Here is a 13725-nt window from a genome sequence, read left to right as displayed (position 1 = left end):
ATGCCATCCCAAACCAACTTGGCTTCAACTTATGTCTTGCTTGTATTTATCTGGGCAACGACACCTTTAGCCATTGTATGGAGCGTATCTGACTTACATGTCATGTGGGCCTTACTGTTACGGTTTTATATAGCTTTGCCTCTGTCGGTTATTGTTTTACTTGTTCTAAAAACTTCTTTTCCAACTCATAAGCAAGCTTTACATAGTTATTTTGCAGGGTCTTTTAGTTTAATCGGCTCGCAAATTTTTACCTATGCTGCGACCCAATATTTAAGTTCTGGCATGATTGCCTTGATGTTTGGTCTAGCACCCATTATGGCTGGGTTGATTGGTCGTTTTGCTTTTGGTCAGCATCTTTTTAAATTGCAGTGGCTAGGTATGGCTGTTGCTGTTTGTGGACTAGCGATCATTTGTTTAAATGGTTCAAATCAACATATGCATCCATTTGGTATTGTCTTAATGTTGGTCAGCGTTTTTGTTTATTCATTTTCTATATTTTGGGTAAAGAAAGTGAATGCCAAAATTCAGCCAATGGCTCAGGCGACTGGTTCGATCTTGGTTTCTTCAATTTTGGCAAGCTGCCTTATTCCATTTATTTGGCAATATGCACCGACTCATTTACCACAAGCTAAATCTTTATTTGCATTAATTTATACAGTTCTGATGGCTTCACTTGTGGCTATGTTCTGTTACTTCAAACTTGTTCAGAATCTCTGTACACGACAAATTTCACAGAACCCTTATCCTATCAGGGTTCTGCCTTCTTAAAATTGCCAAAATTTCCTTAAACTCTTCTTTTTTCCCAAAACCAATTAAACGCTGAATCGCCATTTGAACATAGTCTAAACCATAGCGAAATAAACTCATTGAGAGTCGTCCATGCTTCTTTATTTTTATCGCTTTTTTTTGATCATGTTGCCATTCACCCGTTAAGTAACACCAACAGAAGCTTATAGCTAACACCGCAATCAATTTTTTCACTCGTCTAGGGTCTGTCAAGCGCGTATTTTCAAGATTAAACCCGCGTCCTTTGAGACAACTGAATAAGGTTTCAATTTCCCAGCGTAATGCATAATCCTGAATAGCATTGGCATTAAACTGAGGAGAAACGACGAGTAAAAGCTCTCCATTTTCTAACTGTAGTGCACTTATATATAGTTTCACCCGACCAACCAAAATCCGTCGTTTACGACATTCAATTTGACCAACTTTAAGATGGCGAAATAAATCACTAATTTTATGATTCTTTCCTAAATGATTGGTGACAATGAAGTTTTTTTAACACGAATGCAGAAGTTGATGTCTTGTTCAATTAACCATGTAAACCACTGCTCACCGATAAACTCTCTGTCTGCGAACACATTCACAATACGGTCTTTACCAAAAATGGCTATAAAGCGTTGAATCAAAGCAATACGCTCTTTCGTATCTGAATTTCCACGTTTATTAAGCAATGTCCAAAGGATAGGTATCGCTATTCCACGATAAACGATTGCGAGCATCAGGATATTAATATTTCGTTTTCCCCATTTCCAATTGGTTCTATCTAAAGTCAGTTGCACTTGGTCGAATGAAAACATATTGAAAATCAACTGAGAAATTTGACGATAATCAAAATACTGACCTGCAAAGAAGCGCTGCATACGTCGATAAAATGATTGTGGTAAGCACTTGATGGGCAAGGCTTTAGATGCAGAAGAAAGATTACATGTTTGCTTTAAAATAATCACAAGCATGATGAGCGCAAAGCACTTTAAATGTGACTTGTTCCATTTTAGATATTTGTTTAAGATAAGATATAACTCATTGAGATGTGTCATAGTATTCGTCGTTAGAAAACAATTATTATGACATTATTTCAATGAGTTATCTATTTTTATCGTGTACAGAGGTTCAGAATATAAAACCAACCACTTTATCGCTTACAACAGTAATTACACCAATGCTAGCAATGATCATTGGAGCTGTTTTAAACCATGAACAATTGTCGATTATGGTTTTTGTGGGAGCTTTCATTATCTTATTTGGTCTATTTCTATATTTTTATAAAGACATTCAAGCAAATCGTAATTTTGCTCAACATATTAAGTCTAAGTAGGAGAAGATGAGGGTAATTTGTTGAGCTTATTCATTAAATTGTTCTAATTCGTAGCTAAATGCATGATCAAATTGATCTCATATCTTAAGTAGTAGAAAATAGCGCAGCAATATAATATTAGGATTGTTAAGGATAGATCAGAACTTACTGATTTTTAAGCCTTAATACAGCATCTAACGATATGGCTAAATAAGAAGTGTGAATGAACACTTCTCTTTTTCCATCAATGACCTTGGATTTAGAAGGTATGTTTAAACCAATCTCACTGTATATAGGGTTGAGATATACTCGCGCTCGACGCAGTAATCATTTTATTTCTTTTATTGCATTGGTTTCGATGGTCGGTTTGACACTTGGTGTCGCTGTACTAATTACGGTACTTTCTGTAATGAACGGTTTCGACCGCGAATTAAAAAATCGTGTTTTGGGAATGGTACCGCAAGCGACAGTTTCATCGACGCAAATCCTTACGGATTGGCCTGAACTGGTTAAACGAGTTGAAAATCATCCCCACGTGACTGGAGTTGCACCTTTTACCCAATTGCAAGGTATGTTAACTGCTCAAGGGCAAGTGGCAGGTATTATGGTGACGGGTATTGACCCTAAATATGAAAAGAATGTCTCTATCATTCAAAATCATATTGTTGCCGGTAGTCTCGACTCACTTAAAAAAGGTGAATTCGGTATCGTACTTGGTAAAGACATGGCCGATTCGCTTGGCTTACGTTTAAACGATAGCGTGACATTGGTTTTACCTGAAGCGACTCCATCTCCAGCTGGTGTTGTACCTCGTTTTAAGCGCTTTAAAGTGGTGGGTATTTTCAGTGTAGGTGCTGAAGTTGACTCGATGGTTGGATACATTGCTTTATATGATGCTTCAACTTTATTGCGTTTACCTGATGGCGCTCAAGGCGTTCGTCTAAAATTAGATGACATTTTTGCCGCTCCTCAAGTTGCCGATGACATTGTGAAAAATTTGCCAAGCAATTTCTACGCAACCAACTGGACTTATACACATGCCATCTATGATTACTAAAATCTTTATGGTGCAAGGTACGGTTATTGGTGTGATCGGTACAGTTGCGGGTACGGTTTTAGGGGTTATTCTGGCACTTACGATCAGCGATATTATTTCTTGGTTTAATAATGTTCTCGGACTTAATCTGTTCGATGCCTATTTTGTACATTACTTACCTTCTTACTTAAGATGGCAAGACGTGACAATTATTGTGATTGTTTCTTTACTCTTAAGTTTCTTGGCAACTATTTATCCGGCGCTTCGTGCAGCCAAAGTTCAACCTGCCGAGGCATTGCGTTATGAGTAAAGTCGTTTTAGAAGCAAAAGATATTTATAAACATTTTGATGACGGTAAATCTAAGGTTGAAGTCATTAAAGGTCTCTCTTTGCAAGTGGAAGCAGGGCAGTTTGTATCTATTGTCGGGGCAAGTGGTTCAGGTAAAAGTACTTTGTTGCATGTACTTGGTGGCTTAGATCAGCCGACTAAAGGACAGGTATTTTTGAATGGTCAGCGCTTTGATAATTTAGGTGAAGCGGAACGTGGCTTTCAACGTAACCAATACTTAGGTTTTGTTTACCAGTTCCACCATTTATTACCTGAATTTACTGCTCTTGAAAATGTAGCAATGCCTTTAATGCTTCGAGCAGACAGTCAATATAAGTCGGTAAAGGCACAGGCTGAATATTTGCTAGATCGAGTTGGGCTATCTCATCGTATGGACCATAAACCAGGTGAACTTTCAGGTGGTGAGCGTCAACGTGTTGCACTTGCTCGTGCATTAGTGACTAAGCCTGCGGTAGTACTAGCTGATGAGCCTACGGGTAACCTAGATCGTAAAACAGCAGTAGGTATTTTCGAGTTGCTCACCGATCTTAAGAAAGAACTCAACATGGCAATGTTAATTGTGACCCATGATGAGCAATTAGCTCAGGCAGCAGATTCAATCTTGCATATGGAAGATGGGCTGTGGGTAAACGGTTCTTAAAAAATTGTCATTAAATCACATTGTTAAAGCCCACTGAGTTGGGCTTTAATTTTGCCCCTAAAATGATAATGACTAGAATTTTAAATGTTTAAGATTATTCTATTGGGGTGGATTGGCGGTATTGCATTGATGGGAATAGATTTCCCTTTAATCATGCAATATGAAAAAGTGGGCGAGGCTCTACTGTTACTTGCCTTTATTTTTTATCTTTATAAACGACCAATGTTCGTTGATCGACCATTTTTAAAGGCAGTGTTTTGCTTATTATGTACAACAAGTCTTTTTATGGTTGGTTACCACTATGCTGAAAAAGCACTGATTGAACGATTAGAACAAAGAGAAACGGATACCCGAAATCTCGACATTATTGTCTATATAAACCGTTTAAGTGAAGAAAAAGATAATAAGGTTCAACAAACTGCACAAGTTCTAAATTTTTCTAAAGAACCGGTGAATTGGTTGCTATATTTAAAAAGTAATAATCAAAATTTATTAAAGAATAATCAGAATCTTGAATTAGGTCACTATTATCGAATATCTGGAAAAACAAGACCTGCGCATAGTTATGCCACCCCAGGAGCTTTTGATCAGGAAAAATGGTTTATTCAGCGAAATATTATGTCTGGTTTTAATGTGAGATATATTGAGCCTTTAAGTCTCGATGAAATCTATCGATTGGGCTATCAGCAACATTTAAAAGAACAACAGTCTTTTTCCAATAGTTTTCGTTTAAATATAGAAAAACTTCGCTTAACTTTTAGGCAAATATTAAACAGCTCATCTCTACAGCAAAAGGGTTTAATTTTAGCTTTGCTGACAGGTGATGAAAGCCTTTTATCAGATGAAACTCAACTACAGTTCAAACAATTAGGAATTAGTCATTTATTGGCGATCTCAGGCCCACATGTGCTCATTTTTGCCATTATGTTATCTTGGGCATGTCATCAATTTATCAGTCGTTATTATCCTCAAATTTACTTATGGAAACCGAAACAGGTTTTGATGACTGTACCATGCTGCCTTGGTGTTTTAATTTATACTGCATTTGTAGGTTTCGAAATTCCTGCACTACGAACATTATTATCAGCCCTTATATTTATTGGATTTCTATTATTAAAACAACCTATTAAACCTTTTACATTACTCGTATATAGCGCAAGTCTACTGTTGCTAATTGACCCGTTTAGTGTGCTTTCTGCAGGTTTTTGGCTGTCTTATGGGGCATGCTTTATTTTATTAAGAATTTACCAAACTATAGCGCAGCTACCTGAGCAACATTTTTTAAGTCTGAGCTCAAAAATGATTTTTATGGGTAAGGTGTTAATTGAGTCTCAAGGCAAAATATTTATTGCATTGAGTCCCTTAACCTTACTTTTCTTTCAACAAATTTCTTGGGTTGCTCCATTAACCAATATTATTGCCGTGCCTATTGTTGGTGGTGTTATTGTCCCTTTAAACATTATGGCTGCTTGCGCATGGTTTATAGTAAAACCGTTTGGAAATATGCTTTTTCATTTCAATGATATGTTGCTCAGCATATTGCTGAGTTGTTTGGGCTTATTAGAAAAACTCTCTTTACCATTACAAGGTATAAGCTTGACGCCACTGTCTTTATTAGCGATTAGCTGTGCCATTATTATTTTATTTTTACCTAAAGGAATTCTGCCTAAAACTTGGGGAATATTATGCTGTTTACCCTTAGTTATTATGAACAAAACGAGTCAGCAAATTCAGCTTAATATTTTAGATGTTGGACAGGGGCAGGCCATTTTTTTACAACATCCCCAACAAAACTGGTTAATTGACACAGGCGGTTCTTACGATGAAAAAATATTTAGTATTGGACAAAATGTTGTAGTGCCTTTTCTACGTCAGCAAGGCGTAAGACGATTAGATCATGTTGTGCTATCTCATCTTGATCAAGACCATAGTGGCGCGTTTCCTATTATTCAACAAGAGATTCCTGTAAAGCAGCTTATTTCGAATGAACAATTGCCAAATGATTTAAAGCAACCATTCCAATATTGCCATCAAGGGCAACAATGGCATTATCCTGAGTTAGATATTCAAATTTTATGGCCTAAAGAAAAAGATCTGGCTTTTGTTACTTCTAACCAGAATCAATATTCTTGTGTTGTATATCTTCAATTTAAAAAAGTTGGTGGTTACCAAAATTTTCTTATTATGGGCGATGCAGGATGGGAAGCTGAATACGAGTTATTAAAAGATTATCCTAACTTGAAGATAGATGTGTTGGTGCTAGGACATCATGGAAGTAAGCACAGTTCGGCTTATGATTTCTTGGCGACCTTAAAACCTAAACTGGCCATTGCATCGGCAGGGTTTGATAACCGTTATGGCCATCCTAGCCAACAAGTTATAGCACGTTTAAAAGCTCTGCATATTCCGCTAAAAAGTACTTTGGAACAAGGGACCTTAAGTTTTGTGCTGGAAAACCACAAATTAGTTTTACATGACCGACGTTTGGATAGGCTCTGGTTGAGTAGAGGTTTTTAAAGCTTCTGCTTTGAGCCTATCCACAATTTTAAGTGCTTCTGTCGGATCGATATTATAGATATTGTCTAAAGCAGGGTTCGCTTTAAAACGTTTATAGCTCCAGTGATAATGTTCTGGATATTGATAAATGAGTTGCTCAATCGCTTGATGGATGACATACGTTCCATCGTCCGCAGTGCCCTCATAAATTTTCTCATCCATTGGCTCGATATGCATGGTAAAGCCATCGTTTTCATTACGGATTGCATAAAGAAACAGAGCTTTTGCTTTAGTTTTCTGGATGAGTTTTGCGCTTAAATTACTTGAAGCAAGTGGAACACCAAAATAGTTCACCATATCTCCACCCACATTAGGGGTATGATCCGGCAAAATTACTGTCGTTTCACCTTGTTTTAATGCTTTAAAAATTTGTCTTACACCGCTTTCATCGGTAGGGACGAGATTCGCTTGTTCACGGCTACGGGCTTCTCGCACAAAACGGTCTGCATCAGCATTTTTAACGGGTTTATATAAAATGGTCATTGATGTGAATTGAGCACACCATGCATTCATGACTTCCCACGTACCAAAATGTGGAACAATAAGAACTACACCTTTTTTTGCAGCCAATGCTTCATGAAAAAAATGTTCACCTTCAATACGGTGAATGCGTGAGATATTTTTACTATTTGATGAGCCCCAAATACTTAGAAACTCAAAATATGAAGTTAATTCGTTTCTTACAGCTTTTTCTGTAATCGCTATACGCTGCTGAGGTGTTAAATACGGAAGCGCAATTCTTAAGTTAAGCTCAATACTTTTTGATGTTCTAGTAATTTTTAGAGTATTTACAAGTCCTGCTAACAGACGAGCAAGAAAACGCCCAAATTGAATGGGTTGGCGGCTAAATGTTTTGAGTAATTGATAGTTCATGCTTTTTGAATCTGGTCTAGTCATCTATAGCAGTAAGTAAGGAAGAAACAACAAGTAAAAAAAGACAAAAATATTATAAATGAAATCATATTATTTAGACAGTTTTTATCAAATCAACGTATATAATGACATCATTTCGATTGATTTGGATTGGAATTTTATGTCCGATTGGCCACCAAAACCACAAAATGAACCTATAACCCCTAAACAGAACGGACCGGAATGGCAAATCCTTGAGAAAGCTGTACTGGCTTCTGTAGAAGAACAACGCCGTAGTCGTCGCTGGGGTATATTCTTTAAAACACTTACTTTTATTTATCTATTGTTCATTATCGTCTTAATGGGCAAAGGCTGTTCGACCACTAAAGATGGCTCTACAGCAAGTAGTAGCAGTGCTCACCTTGCAGTAGTTGATATTATTGGAACTATTGATGCTTCAAGCAATCAGGCTGTGAATAGTGAAGATACAAACAAAGCGCTTAAACGTGCTTTTGAGGCATCGAATAGTAAAGCAATTGCCCTTAATATTAATTCTCCTGGTGGTTCACCTGTTCAGTCAGATGAAATCTGGCAGGAAATTCGCTATTTGAAAAAAGAGCATCCTGACAAGAAAGTCTATGCGGTAATTGGCGATATGGGTGCTTCGGGTGCTTATTATATTGCTTCTGCTGCCGATGAAATTATTGTGAATCCATCAAGTTTGGTAGGTTCAATTGGTGTCATTATGCCAAACTATGGCATTACTGGTTTAGCTCAAAAACTAGGAATTGAAGACCGAACTCTTACAGCGGGGACGAATAAAGACATTTTAAGTATGACAAAACCGATTAATCCTGTACAAAGACAACATATCCAATCTGTACTCGATAATGTTCATACTCACTTTATTAACGCAGTTAAAGAAGGACGTGGGAAACGCTTAAAAACTAATGATCCTGCTATTTTCTCTGGTCTTTTCTGGACTGGCGAGCAAGCAATTCAGTTAGGCGTAGCTGACCGTTCAGGTAACATTACAAGCTTGATGCGTGAACTGAAGCTTGATAATAAAGTTGACTACACGATTGAACGTAACCCATTACAATCCATTCTAGGGCGAATGGGATCAGAAATGGGGAAAGGTTTAAGTGAGTCGGTTGCTGAACGCTTACAAACAAGTCAGGACGCAAAACTACAATAATTTAAGCAGGATAACGGTATGTCAGTAAAACCGGTTATACACTTTGCGCATGCCAACGGCGTGCCATCTATGGTGTATCAAAAATTGTTTGATCAATTAAAAGATGAGTATGACGTAATTTATGTTCCACTCATTGGACCTGACAAACGTTATCCGATTACCAATCATTGGCCTTTTTTGGTTGATCAGGTAATTGATAGTATTGTACGTCAAGCGAAGGGGCGAAAAGTGATTGGACTGGGCCATTCGCTCGGTTCAGTTTTAACTTTAATGGCTTCTTTTAGACGGCCTGAGCTGTTCTCACAAGTGATCATGTTAGATCCGCCTCTTATTTTGGGTAGATATTCTTTTGCTTTTCATATGGCAAAATTATTTAAACCCAAAATAGTTGATGATATGACACCAGCGGGTTTATCTGCACGTCGTCGCGAGCATTGGGAATCACGTGAGCAAGCAGCTGCATTGTTACGTCCAAAAGGTTTTTATAAAGACTTTGATGAAGATTGCTTTCAAGCCTACATTGACTATGCTTTGAAAGAAGACTCGGTACGTGGTGGTGTAACGTTAACTATTTCCCGTGAAGATGAAGTTGCGATTTTCCGTAAAAACCCTTCTTGGTGGTGGTTACCCATGCCAAAACCGAAAATGCCAGTACATTTAGTTGTAGGAAAAGAGAGTGCCTTCTTAAAAAGAGGTTTTCCTCAAATGGCAAAACGTAAAATGGGGATTCCATTTAGTGTAGTTGAAGGAGGGCATATGTTCCCTCTAGAGCATCCGATTGATACAGTGAATTATATTAAGGAACTTATTCACCGTAATTCACGCTAATAAAGCTTTCGCAAAAAAAGGACATGCATGCATGTCCTTTTTTAATTGACGTTAAGCAAACTTTTACCAAGATGCAAAACGAATAGGGTGTTCAAGAATTTGATTGCGGAAATAGGCTTGTCCATTTTTCCATGTGAGCTGGCCATTACATAACCACTCTGCAACTTGAGGATAAATAAAATGCTCAAGTTTATGTACACGTTCGGCCAAGGATGCAACATTGTCATGTTCTTTTACTTCAATGGCAGATTGAGCAATTGCTTGACCAGCATCAAGTTCAGAAGTCACAAAGTGAACGTACAGCATGTAATCGATCCCGTATTATACACGTTGATGTGTATTAATGCTTTATAGCAGTAATAATGATATTAGCATTTATGCATTGTGACAAAGTCAGCAGTGCCCTAAAATAGCAGTTTGCCTCAAATGATGATCATTAAGACGAGAATACAGATGCAAACGAATGTTCAAGAATTGATGCGGAAATAGGCTTGTCATTTTCCATGTGAGCTGGCATTACATAACCACTCTGCAACTGAGATAAATAAAATGCTCAAGTTTATGTACACGTTCGGCCAAGGATGCAACATTGTCATGTTCTTTTACTTCAATGGCAGATTGAGCAATTGCTTGACCAGCATCAAGTTCAGAAGTCACAAAGTGAACGGTACAGCCATGTAATCGATCCCCCGTATTTAATACACGTTGATGTGTATTAATGCCTTTATAGGCAGGTAATAATGAAGGATGGATATTAAGCATTTTACCTTGCCATTTGTTGACAAAGTCAGCAGTTAAAATACGCATAAAGCCAGCTAAAATAACCACGTCAGCTTGCCATGCGATAAGTTGCTGATGCATAGCTTCATCAAAATCTTCACGACTAGGAAAGTCTTTGTGAGAGATTACGGCTGTCGCGATATTGGCATTTTGAGCACGCTCTAGGGCATAAGCATCGGCTTTATTAGACAGTACACCTACAATTTGCCCTGATAGATTTGCATCTATCAAGGCTTGTAAGTTGCTGCCGTTCCCAGAGACTAGAACAGCAATTTTCATCATTCAAAGATCACACGAATTTTTTCGTCTGCACCTTCCACTGATTCAGCATTTTCTTGGATATGTCCGATTTTCCAAGCTTTTTCACCTTGAGCATTAAGCACTTCAATTGCTTTTTCTGCATCATTTGCATCAACAGCAATGACCATACCTACACCACAGTTAAAGGTACGGTACATTTCAAAACGTTCTACATTGCCTTCGCGTTGTAAAAGTTTGAATAATTCTGGCCATTCCCAAGAAGCTTCATTAATTACAGCTTGAGCACCATTTGGTAATACACGTGGTAAGTTACCTGGTAAGCCGCCACCAGTGATGTGTGCCATCGCGTGTACATCAACTTGTTTGCAAAGCTCTAGAACTGGTTTTACATAAATACGTGTTGGCTCCATTGCTACATCTGCAAGAGGGCGACCATCAATTACTTGAGTTAAGTCTACATTCTTAACATCTAAGATTTTACGTAGTAATGAATAACCATTTGAGTGAGCACCGCTTGATGCAACACCAATAAGTACATCACCAGATTTTACTTTAGAGCCATCAATAATTTTGCTTTGCTCAACTACACCTACGGCAAAACCAGCAAGATCGTAATCTTCGCCTTCATACATGCCAGGCATTTCAGCTGTTTCACCACCTACAAGTGCGCAACCTGCAAGTTCACAACCTTTACCGATACCAGTAACTACGTTTGCAGCTACATCGACATTTAAGTGACCAGTCGCATAATAGTCGAGGAAGAATAGTGGTTCTGCACCACAAACCAAAAGATCGTTTACACACATAGCGACAAGATCTTGGCCGATTGTGTCATGACGATTAAGGTTAAGTGCTAAACGTAATTTAGTACCTACACCGTCAGTTCCAGAAACCAAAACAGGTTCTTCGTAACCTTTAGGAATTTTGCATAGTGCACCAAAGCCACCAAGTCCGCCCATTACTTCTGGACGAGTTGTACGTTTAGCGACTGACTTGATACGATCGACCAGTGCGTCGCCCGCTTCAATGTCAACACCCGCATCTTTGTAGCTTAAACCGGTATTTGGGGTAGAAGTTGAGTTGCTCATAAATGAAGTCTCCGCATTGGCGGCAGATTATAACCTGAATATACGAAACTCTTATGTTATTTATGCTCGAAAATGCTATCTTTAATAAAAATATTTTTCCATTTATAACGATTAAATCAAAAAAGGCTAGATTTTATGCAAGATCGTATACTGCGCCGTATTTTCTTACTCGCAGGTATTGTATTGCTGGTATGGGTATTATACTTGCTCAAGCCTGTGGTCATCCCATTTATTGGTGCTTTTTTCCTGGCTTATTTATTTAGTCCACTAGTCGAAGTTCTAGTAAAAATTAAGATACCTCGCTGGTTGGCAATTAGTATTGTTTTTATTGGTATAGGTGTAACTTTAACCGTTGCATTATGGTATCTGGTTCCACTGATCTGGAAACAACTTGTTTACGCTCGAGATAGTATTCCAGCAGGGATTCATTGGATTAATGCAGAGCTATTACCATGGATTTCTTCGACCTTCCATGTCCAGCAAATGGAAATTGATACCGATCAAATGTCCAAAGCTGTGATGGATTATGTTCAGACCAATTACAGTGCTGATAGTATTCAAGCAGTTTTATTAAAGCTTGCACAATCAGGACTTAATTTTATTCAAATTGGTGGAACAGTTGTTTTAATCCCAATTATTGCTTTTTACTTCTTATTAGACTGGGACCGTATGTTACAAAACTTACGTCGTCTCATTCCACGGCCATATGAGGCTACGACCTTACAAATCGTCCGTGAATGCCATAGCGTGTTAGGAGCATTTGTTAAAGGTCAGTTCCTTGTTATGCTTTTGCTCGGTGTAGTTTATGCAGTAGGCTTACAATTAATTGGACTAGAGGTCGGCCTAATTATTGGTATGGTGGCAGGTCTTGCCAGTATTATTCCTTATCTAGGATTTGCAGTCGGGATTATTGCAGCGGTTATTGCAAGTTTGTTCCAATTTGGAATGGACTGGACACACTTATTACTTGTTGGCGTAGTCTTTATGATTGGGCAGGCAGTAGAGGGCTATATTCTGCAGCCATTCCTACTCGGTGATAAAATTGGTCTTTCACCTGTTGCAGTTGTATTTGCTGTTTTAGCTGGGGCTCAATTGGCTGGCTTTTTAGGAATGTTAATTGCATTACCTGTAGCGGCTGTCATTGTGGTGCTCTTAAAACACCTCAGAGAAAATTACGAACGGAGTTCATTCTATGCTCCATCTTCTACATTATTAATCCAAGAGGGTAATATTGAGCAACTTCATGTAGAAACTGAAAATACTAAACTTGATCTTGAAGTTAAAAAACAGCAAGATACAGATACCCCGAATCTTTCAGATCAGAAATAATTTCAAGGCCAATTCATTATATGCGTCAACTCCAACTGGATATAGAACCTCAACTTGATGCCCGAATCAGTGATTTTTCGGGACCAGGTTGGGGGCATGTAGTGGATGCAGTGCGACAACTACATGCGGGTCTAGTAAATAGATTTTATATCTATGGTGGCGCAGGAACAGGCAAGAGCCATTTGCTTTCAGCGATTTGTGATTCTTATTTAGAGGTCGGTAAATCTGCAATTAAAGTTTCTTTGCTTGAACTTCTCGATGCTCCAATTGAGGCAATTACTTGCTTAGAGCACTATGATCTGGTGGCTTTAGATGATATTGAGTCGATTAGTGGGGTGCCTCACTGGCAAAAAGCTGTTTTTCATTTAATGAATAACCATGAAGGACAACTTGTTTTCTCTTCACGTGTTGCACCGATTGAATTAAAACTAGAGTTACCAGATTTACAATCGCGACTTACACAAGCAGTGAGTGTAAAAGTGCCGAGCGGAAGTTTATATGCTGACCGCTATGCTTTAGTCACTTCTGTAATGGCTAGACGTGGGATCCATTTTGATCAGCAGATTGTAGACTATTTACTTTTACATGGGCCTCATCAAGCTTCTGTTCTATTGCAAACCGTAGCACAATTAGAAAAACTCCTTAAAGGTGAGAAGACTAAACTTTCAAATGCAACGTTAAGACAAATCTATGCTTTAATTGATGAATATCAACAATAATAATTTTCTAGC

At 38.2% G+C, this 13725-nt stretch carries 10 protein-coding genes and 5 pseudogenes; 9 read left to right on the top strand and 6 right to left on the bottom strand.

Going from position 1 to position 13725, the window contains the following annotated elements; translation table 11 throughout:
* Window positions 1–732 (top strand): annotated as a pseudogene (locus EGS71_RS08070) (DMT family transporter); the annotation flags it as partial.
* Here the strand turns inward: EGS71_RS08070 and EGS71_RS08065 are convergent.
* Window positions 730–1820 (bottom strand): IS4-like element ISAba1 family transposase gene (locus EGS71_RS08065; protein WP_085940413.1). Its coding sequence is split into 2 segments (ribosomal slippage): window positions 730–1280 and window positions 1280–1820, totalling 1092 coding nucleotides; the frame shifts between segments, so codons are not numbered across the junction. The pseudogene EGS71_RS08070 and the gene EGS71_RS08065 sit on opposite strands and share 3 nt — an antisense overlap.
* A 71-nt stretch (window positions 1821–1891) precedes the next feature.
* Here EGS71_RS08065 and EGS71_RS08060 point away from each other — a divergent pair.
* Window positions 1892–2098: pseudogene (locus tag EGS71_RS08060) on the top strand (EamA family transporter); the annotation flags it as partial.
* 29 nt (window positions 2099–2127) lie between these two features.
* Here EGS71_RS08060 and EGS71_RS22930 read toward each other — a convergent pair.
* A pseudogene (locus EGS71_RS22930) lies at window positions 2128–2208 on the bottom strand (PilZ domain-containing protein); the annotation flags it as partial.
* A gap of 137 nt (window positions 2209–2345) precedes the next feature.
* On the opposite strand from EGS71_RS22930, the pseudogene EGS71_RS08055 reads away from it, so the two are divergent.
* The 3 genes and pseudogenes from EGS71_RS08055 to EGS71_RS08045 all read left to right on the top strand — a co-directional run bounded on the left by EGS71_RS08055 (window position 2346) and on the right by EGS71_RS08045 (window position 6619).
* Window positions 2346–3423 (top strand): annotated as a pseudogene (locus EGS71_RS08055) (ABC transporter permease).
* Entirely contained in the window at window positions 3416–4102 is a 687-nt protein-coding gene (lolD, locus tag EGS71_RS08050; RefSeq protein WP_000049406.1) for a lipoprotein-releasing ABC transporter ATP-binding protein LolD, read from the top strand. The pseudogene EGS71_RS08055 and the gene lolD overlap by 8 nt, the downstream one beginning before the upstream one ends.
* An 84-nt stretch (window positions 4103–4186) precedes the next feature.
* Window positions 4187–6619, top strand: a complete 2433-nt coding sequence (locus EGS71_RS08045) for a DNA internalization-related competence protein ComEC/Rec2 (protein ID WP_000472707.1) — start codon at window positions 4187–4189, stop codon at window positions 6617–6619.
* Here EGS71_RS08045 and EGS71_RS08040 read toward each other — a convergent pair.
* Window positions 6572–7555: a lysophospholipid acyltransferase family protein gene (locus tag EGS71_RS08040; RefSeq protein WP_001984639.1), complete on the bottom strand. Its 984-nt coding sequence runs from the start codon at window positions 7553–7555 to the stop codon at window positions 6572–6574. The two genes, EGS71_RS08045 and EGS71_RS08040, sit on opposite strands and share 48 nt — an antisense overlap.
* Before the next feature lie 136 nt (window positions 7556–7691).
* On the opposite strand from EGS71_RS08040, the gene sppA reads away from it, so the two are divergent.
* Both sppA and EGS71_RS08030 read left to right on the top strand, forming a co-directional pair.
* Window positions 7692–8708, top strand: coding sequence for a signal peptide peptidase SppA (gene sppA, locus EGS71_RS08035; RefSeq protein WP_001286615.1), 1017 nt, complete (start codon window positions 7692–7694; stop codon window positions 8706–8708).
* A gap of 18 nt (window positions 8709–8726) precedes the next feature.
* Window positions 8727–9536: an alpha/beta fold hydrolase gene (locus tag EGS71_RS08030; RefSeq protein ID WP_000114071.1), complete on the top strand. Its 810-nt coding sequence runs from the start codon at window positions 8727–8729 to the stop codon at window positions 9534–9536.
* A gap of 63 nt (window positions 9537–9599) precedes the next feature.
* On the opposite strand, the gene EGS71_RS08025 is transcribed toward EGS71_RS08030, so the two are convergent.
* The 3 genes and pseudogenes from EGS71_RS08025 to purM all read right to left on the bottom strand — a co-directional run bounded on the left by EGS71_RS08025 (window position 9600) and on the right by purM (window position 11665).
* A complete protein-coding gene (locus EGS71_RS08025) occupies window positions 9600–9842 on the bottom strand; it encodes a formyltransferase family protein (RefSeq protein WP_416240521.1) in 243 nt (80 codons plus the stop codon).
* A 161-nt stretch (window positions 9843–10003) separates the two neighbouring features.
* Window positions 10004–10598 (bottom strand): annotated as a pseudogene (gene purN / locus EGS71_RS08020) (phosphoribosylglycinamide formyltransferase).
* Window positions 10595–11665, bottom strand: a complete 1071-nt coding sequence (gene purM, locus EGS71_RS08015; protein ID WP_000071984.1) for a phosphoribosylformylglycinamidine cyclo-ligase — start codon at window positions 11663–11665, stop codon at window positions 10595–10597. Before purM ends, purN begins: the two are co-directional and overlap by 4 nt.
* Before the next feature lie 135 nt (window positions 11666–11800).
* Here purM and cxpE point away from each other — a divergent pair, with 135 nt between their 5' ends.
* Window positions 11801–12994, top strand: coding sequence for a chloramphenicol efflux transporter CxpE (cxpE, locus tag EGS71_RS08010; protein WP_001153980.1), 1194 nt, complete (start codon window positions 11801–11803; stop codon window positions 12992–12994).
* A 20-nt stretch (window positions 12995–13014) separates the two neighbouring features.
* Window positions 13015–13713: a DnaA regulatory inactivator Hda gene (gene hda / locus EGS71_RS08005; protein ID WP_001249536.1), complete on the top strand. Its 699-nt coding sequence runs from the start codon at window positions 13015–13017 to the stop codon at window positions 13711–13713.
* Window positions 13714–13725: the final 12 nt, after the last annotated feature.

The organism is Acinetobacter sp. FDAARGOS_559, assembly GCF_003940475.1.
GTDB classification, from domain to species: Bacteria; Pseudomonadota; Gammaproteobacteria; order Pseudomonadales; family Moraxellaceae; genus Acinetobacter; species Acinetobacter baumannii.
The sequence above is the reverse complement of the archived record's forward strand: the minus strand, read 5'-3'. Positions and strand labels throughout refer to the sequence as shown.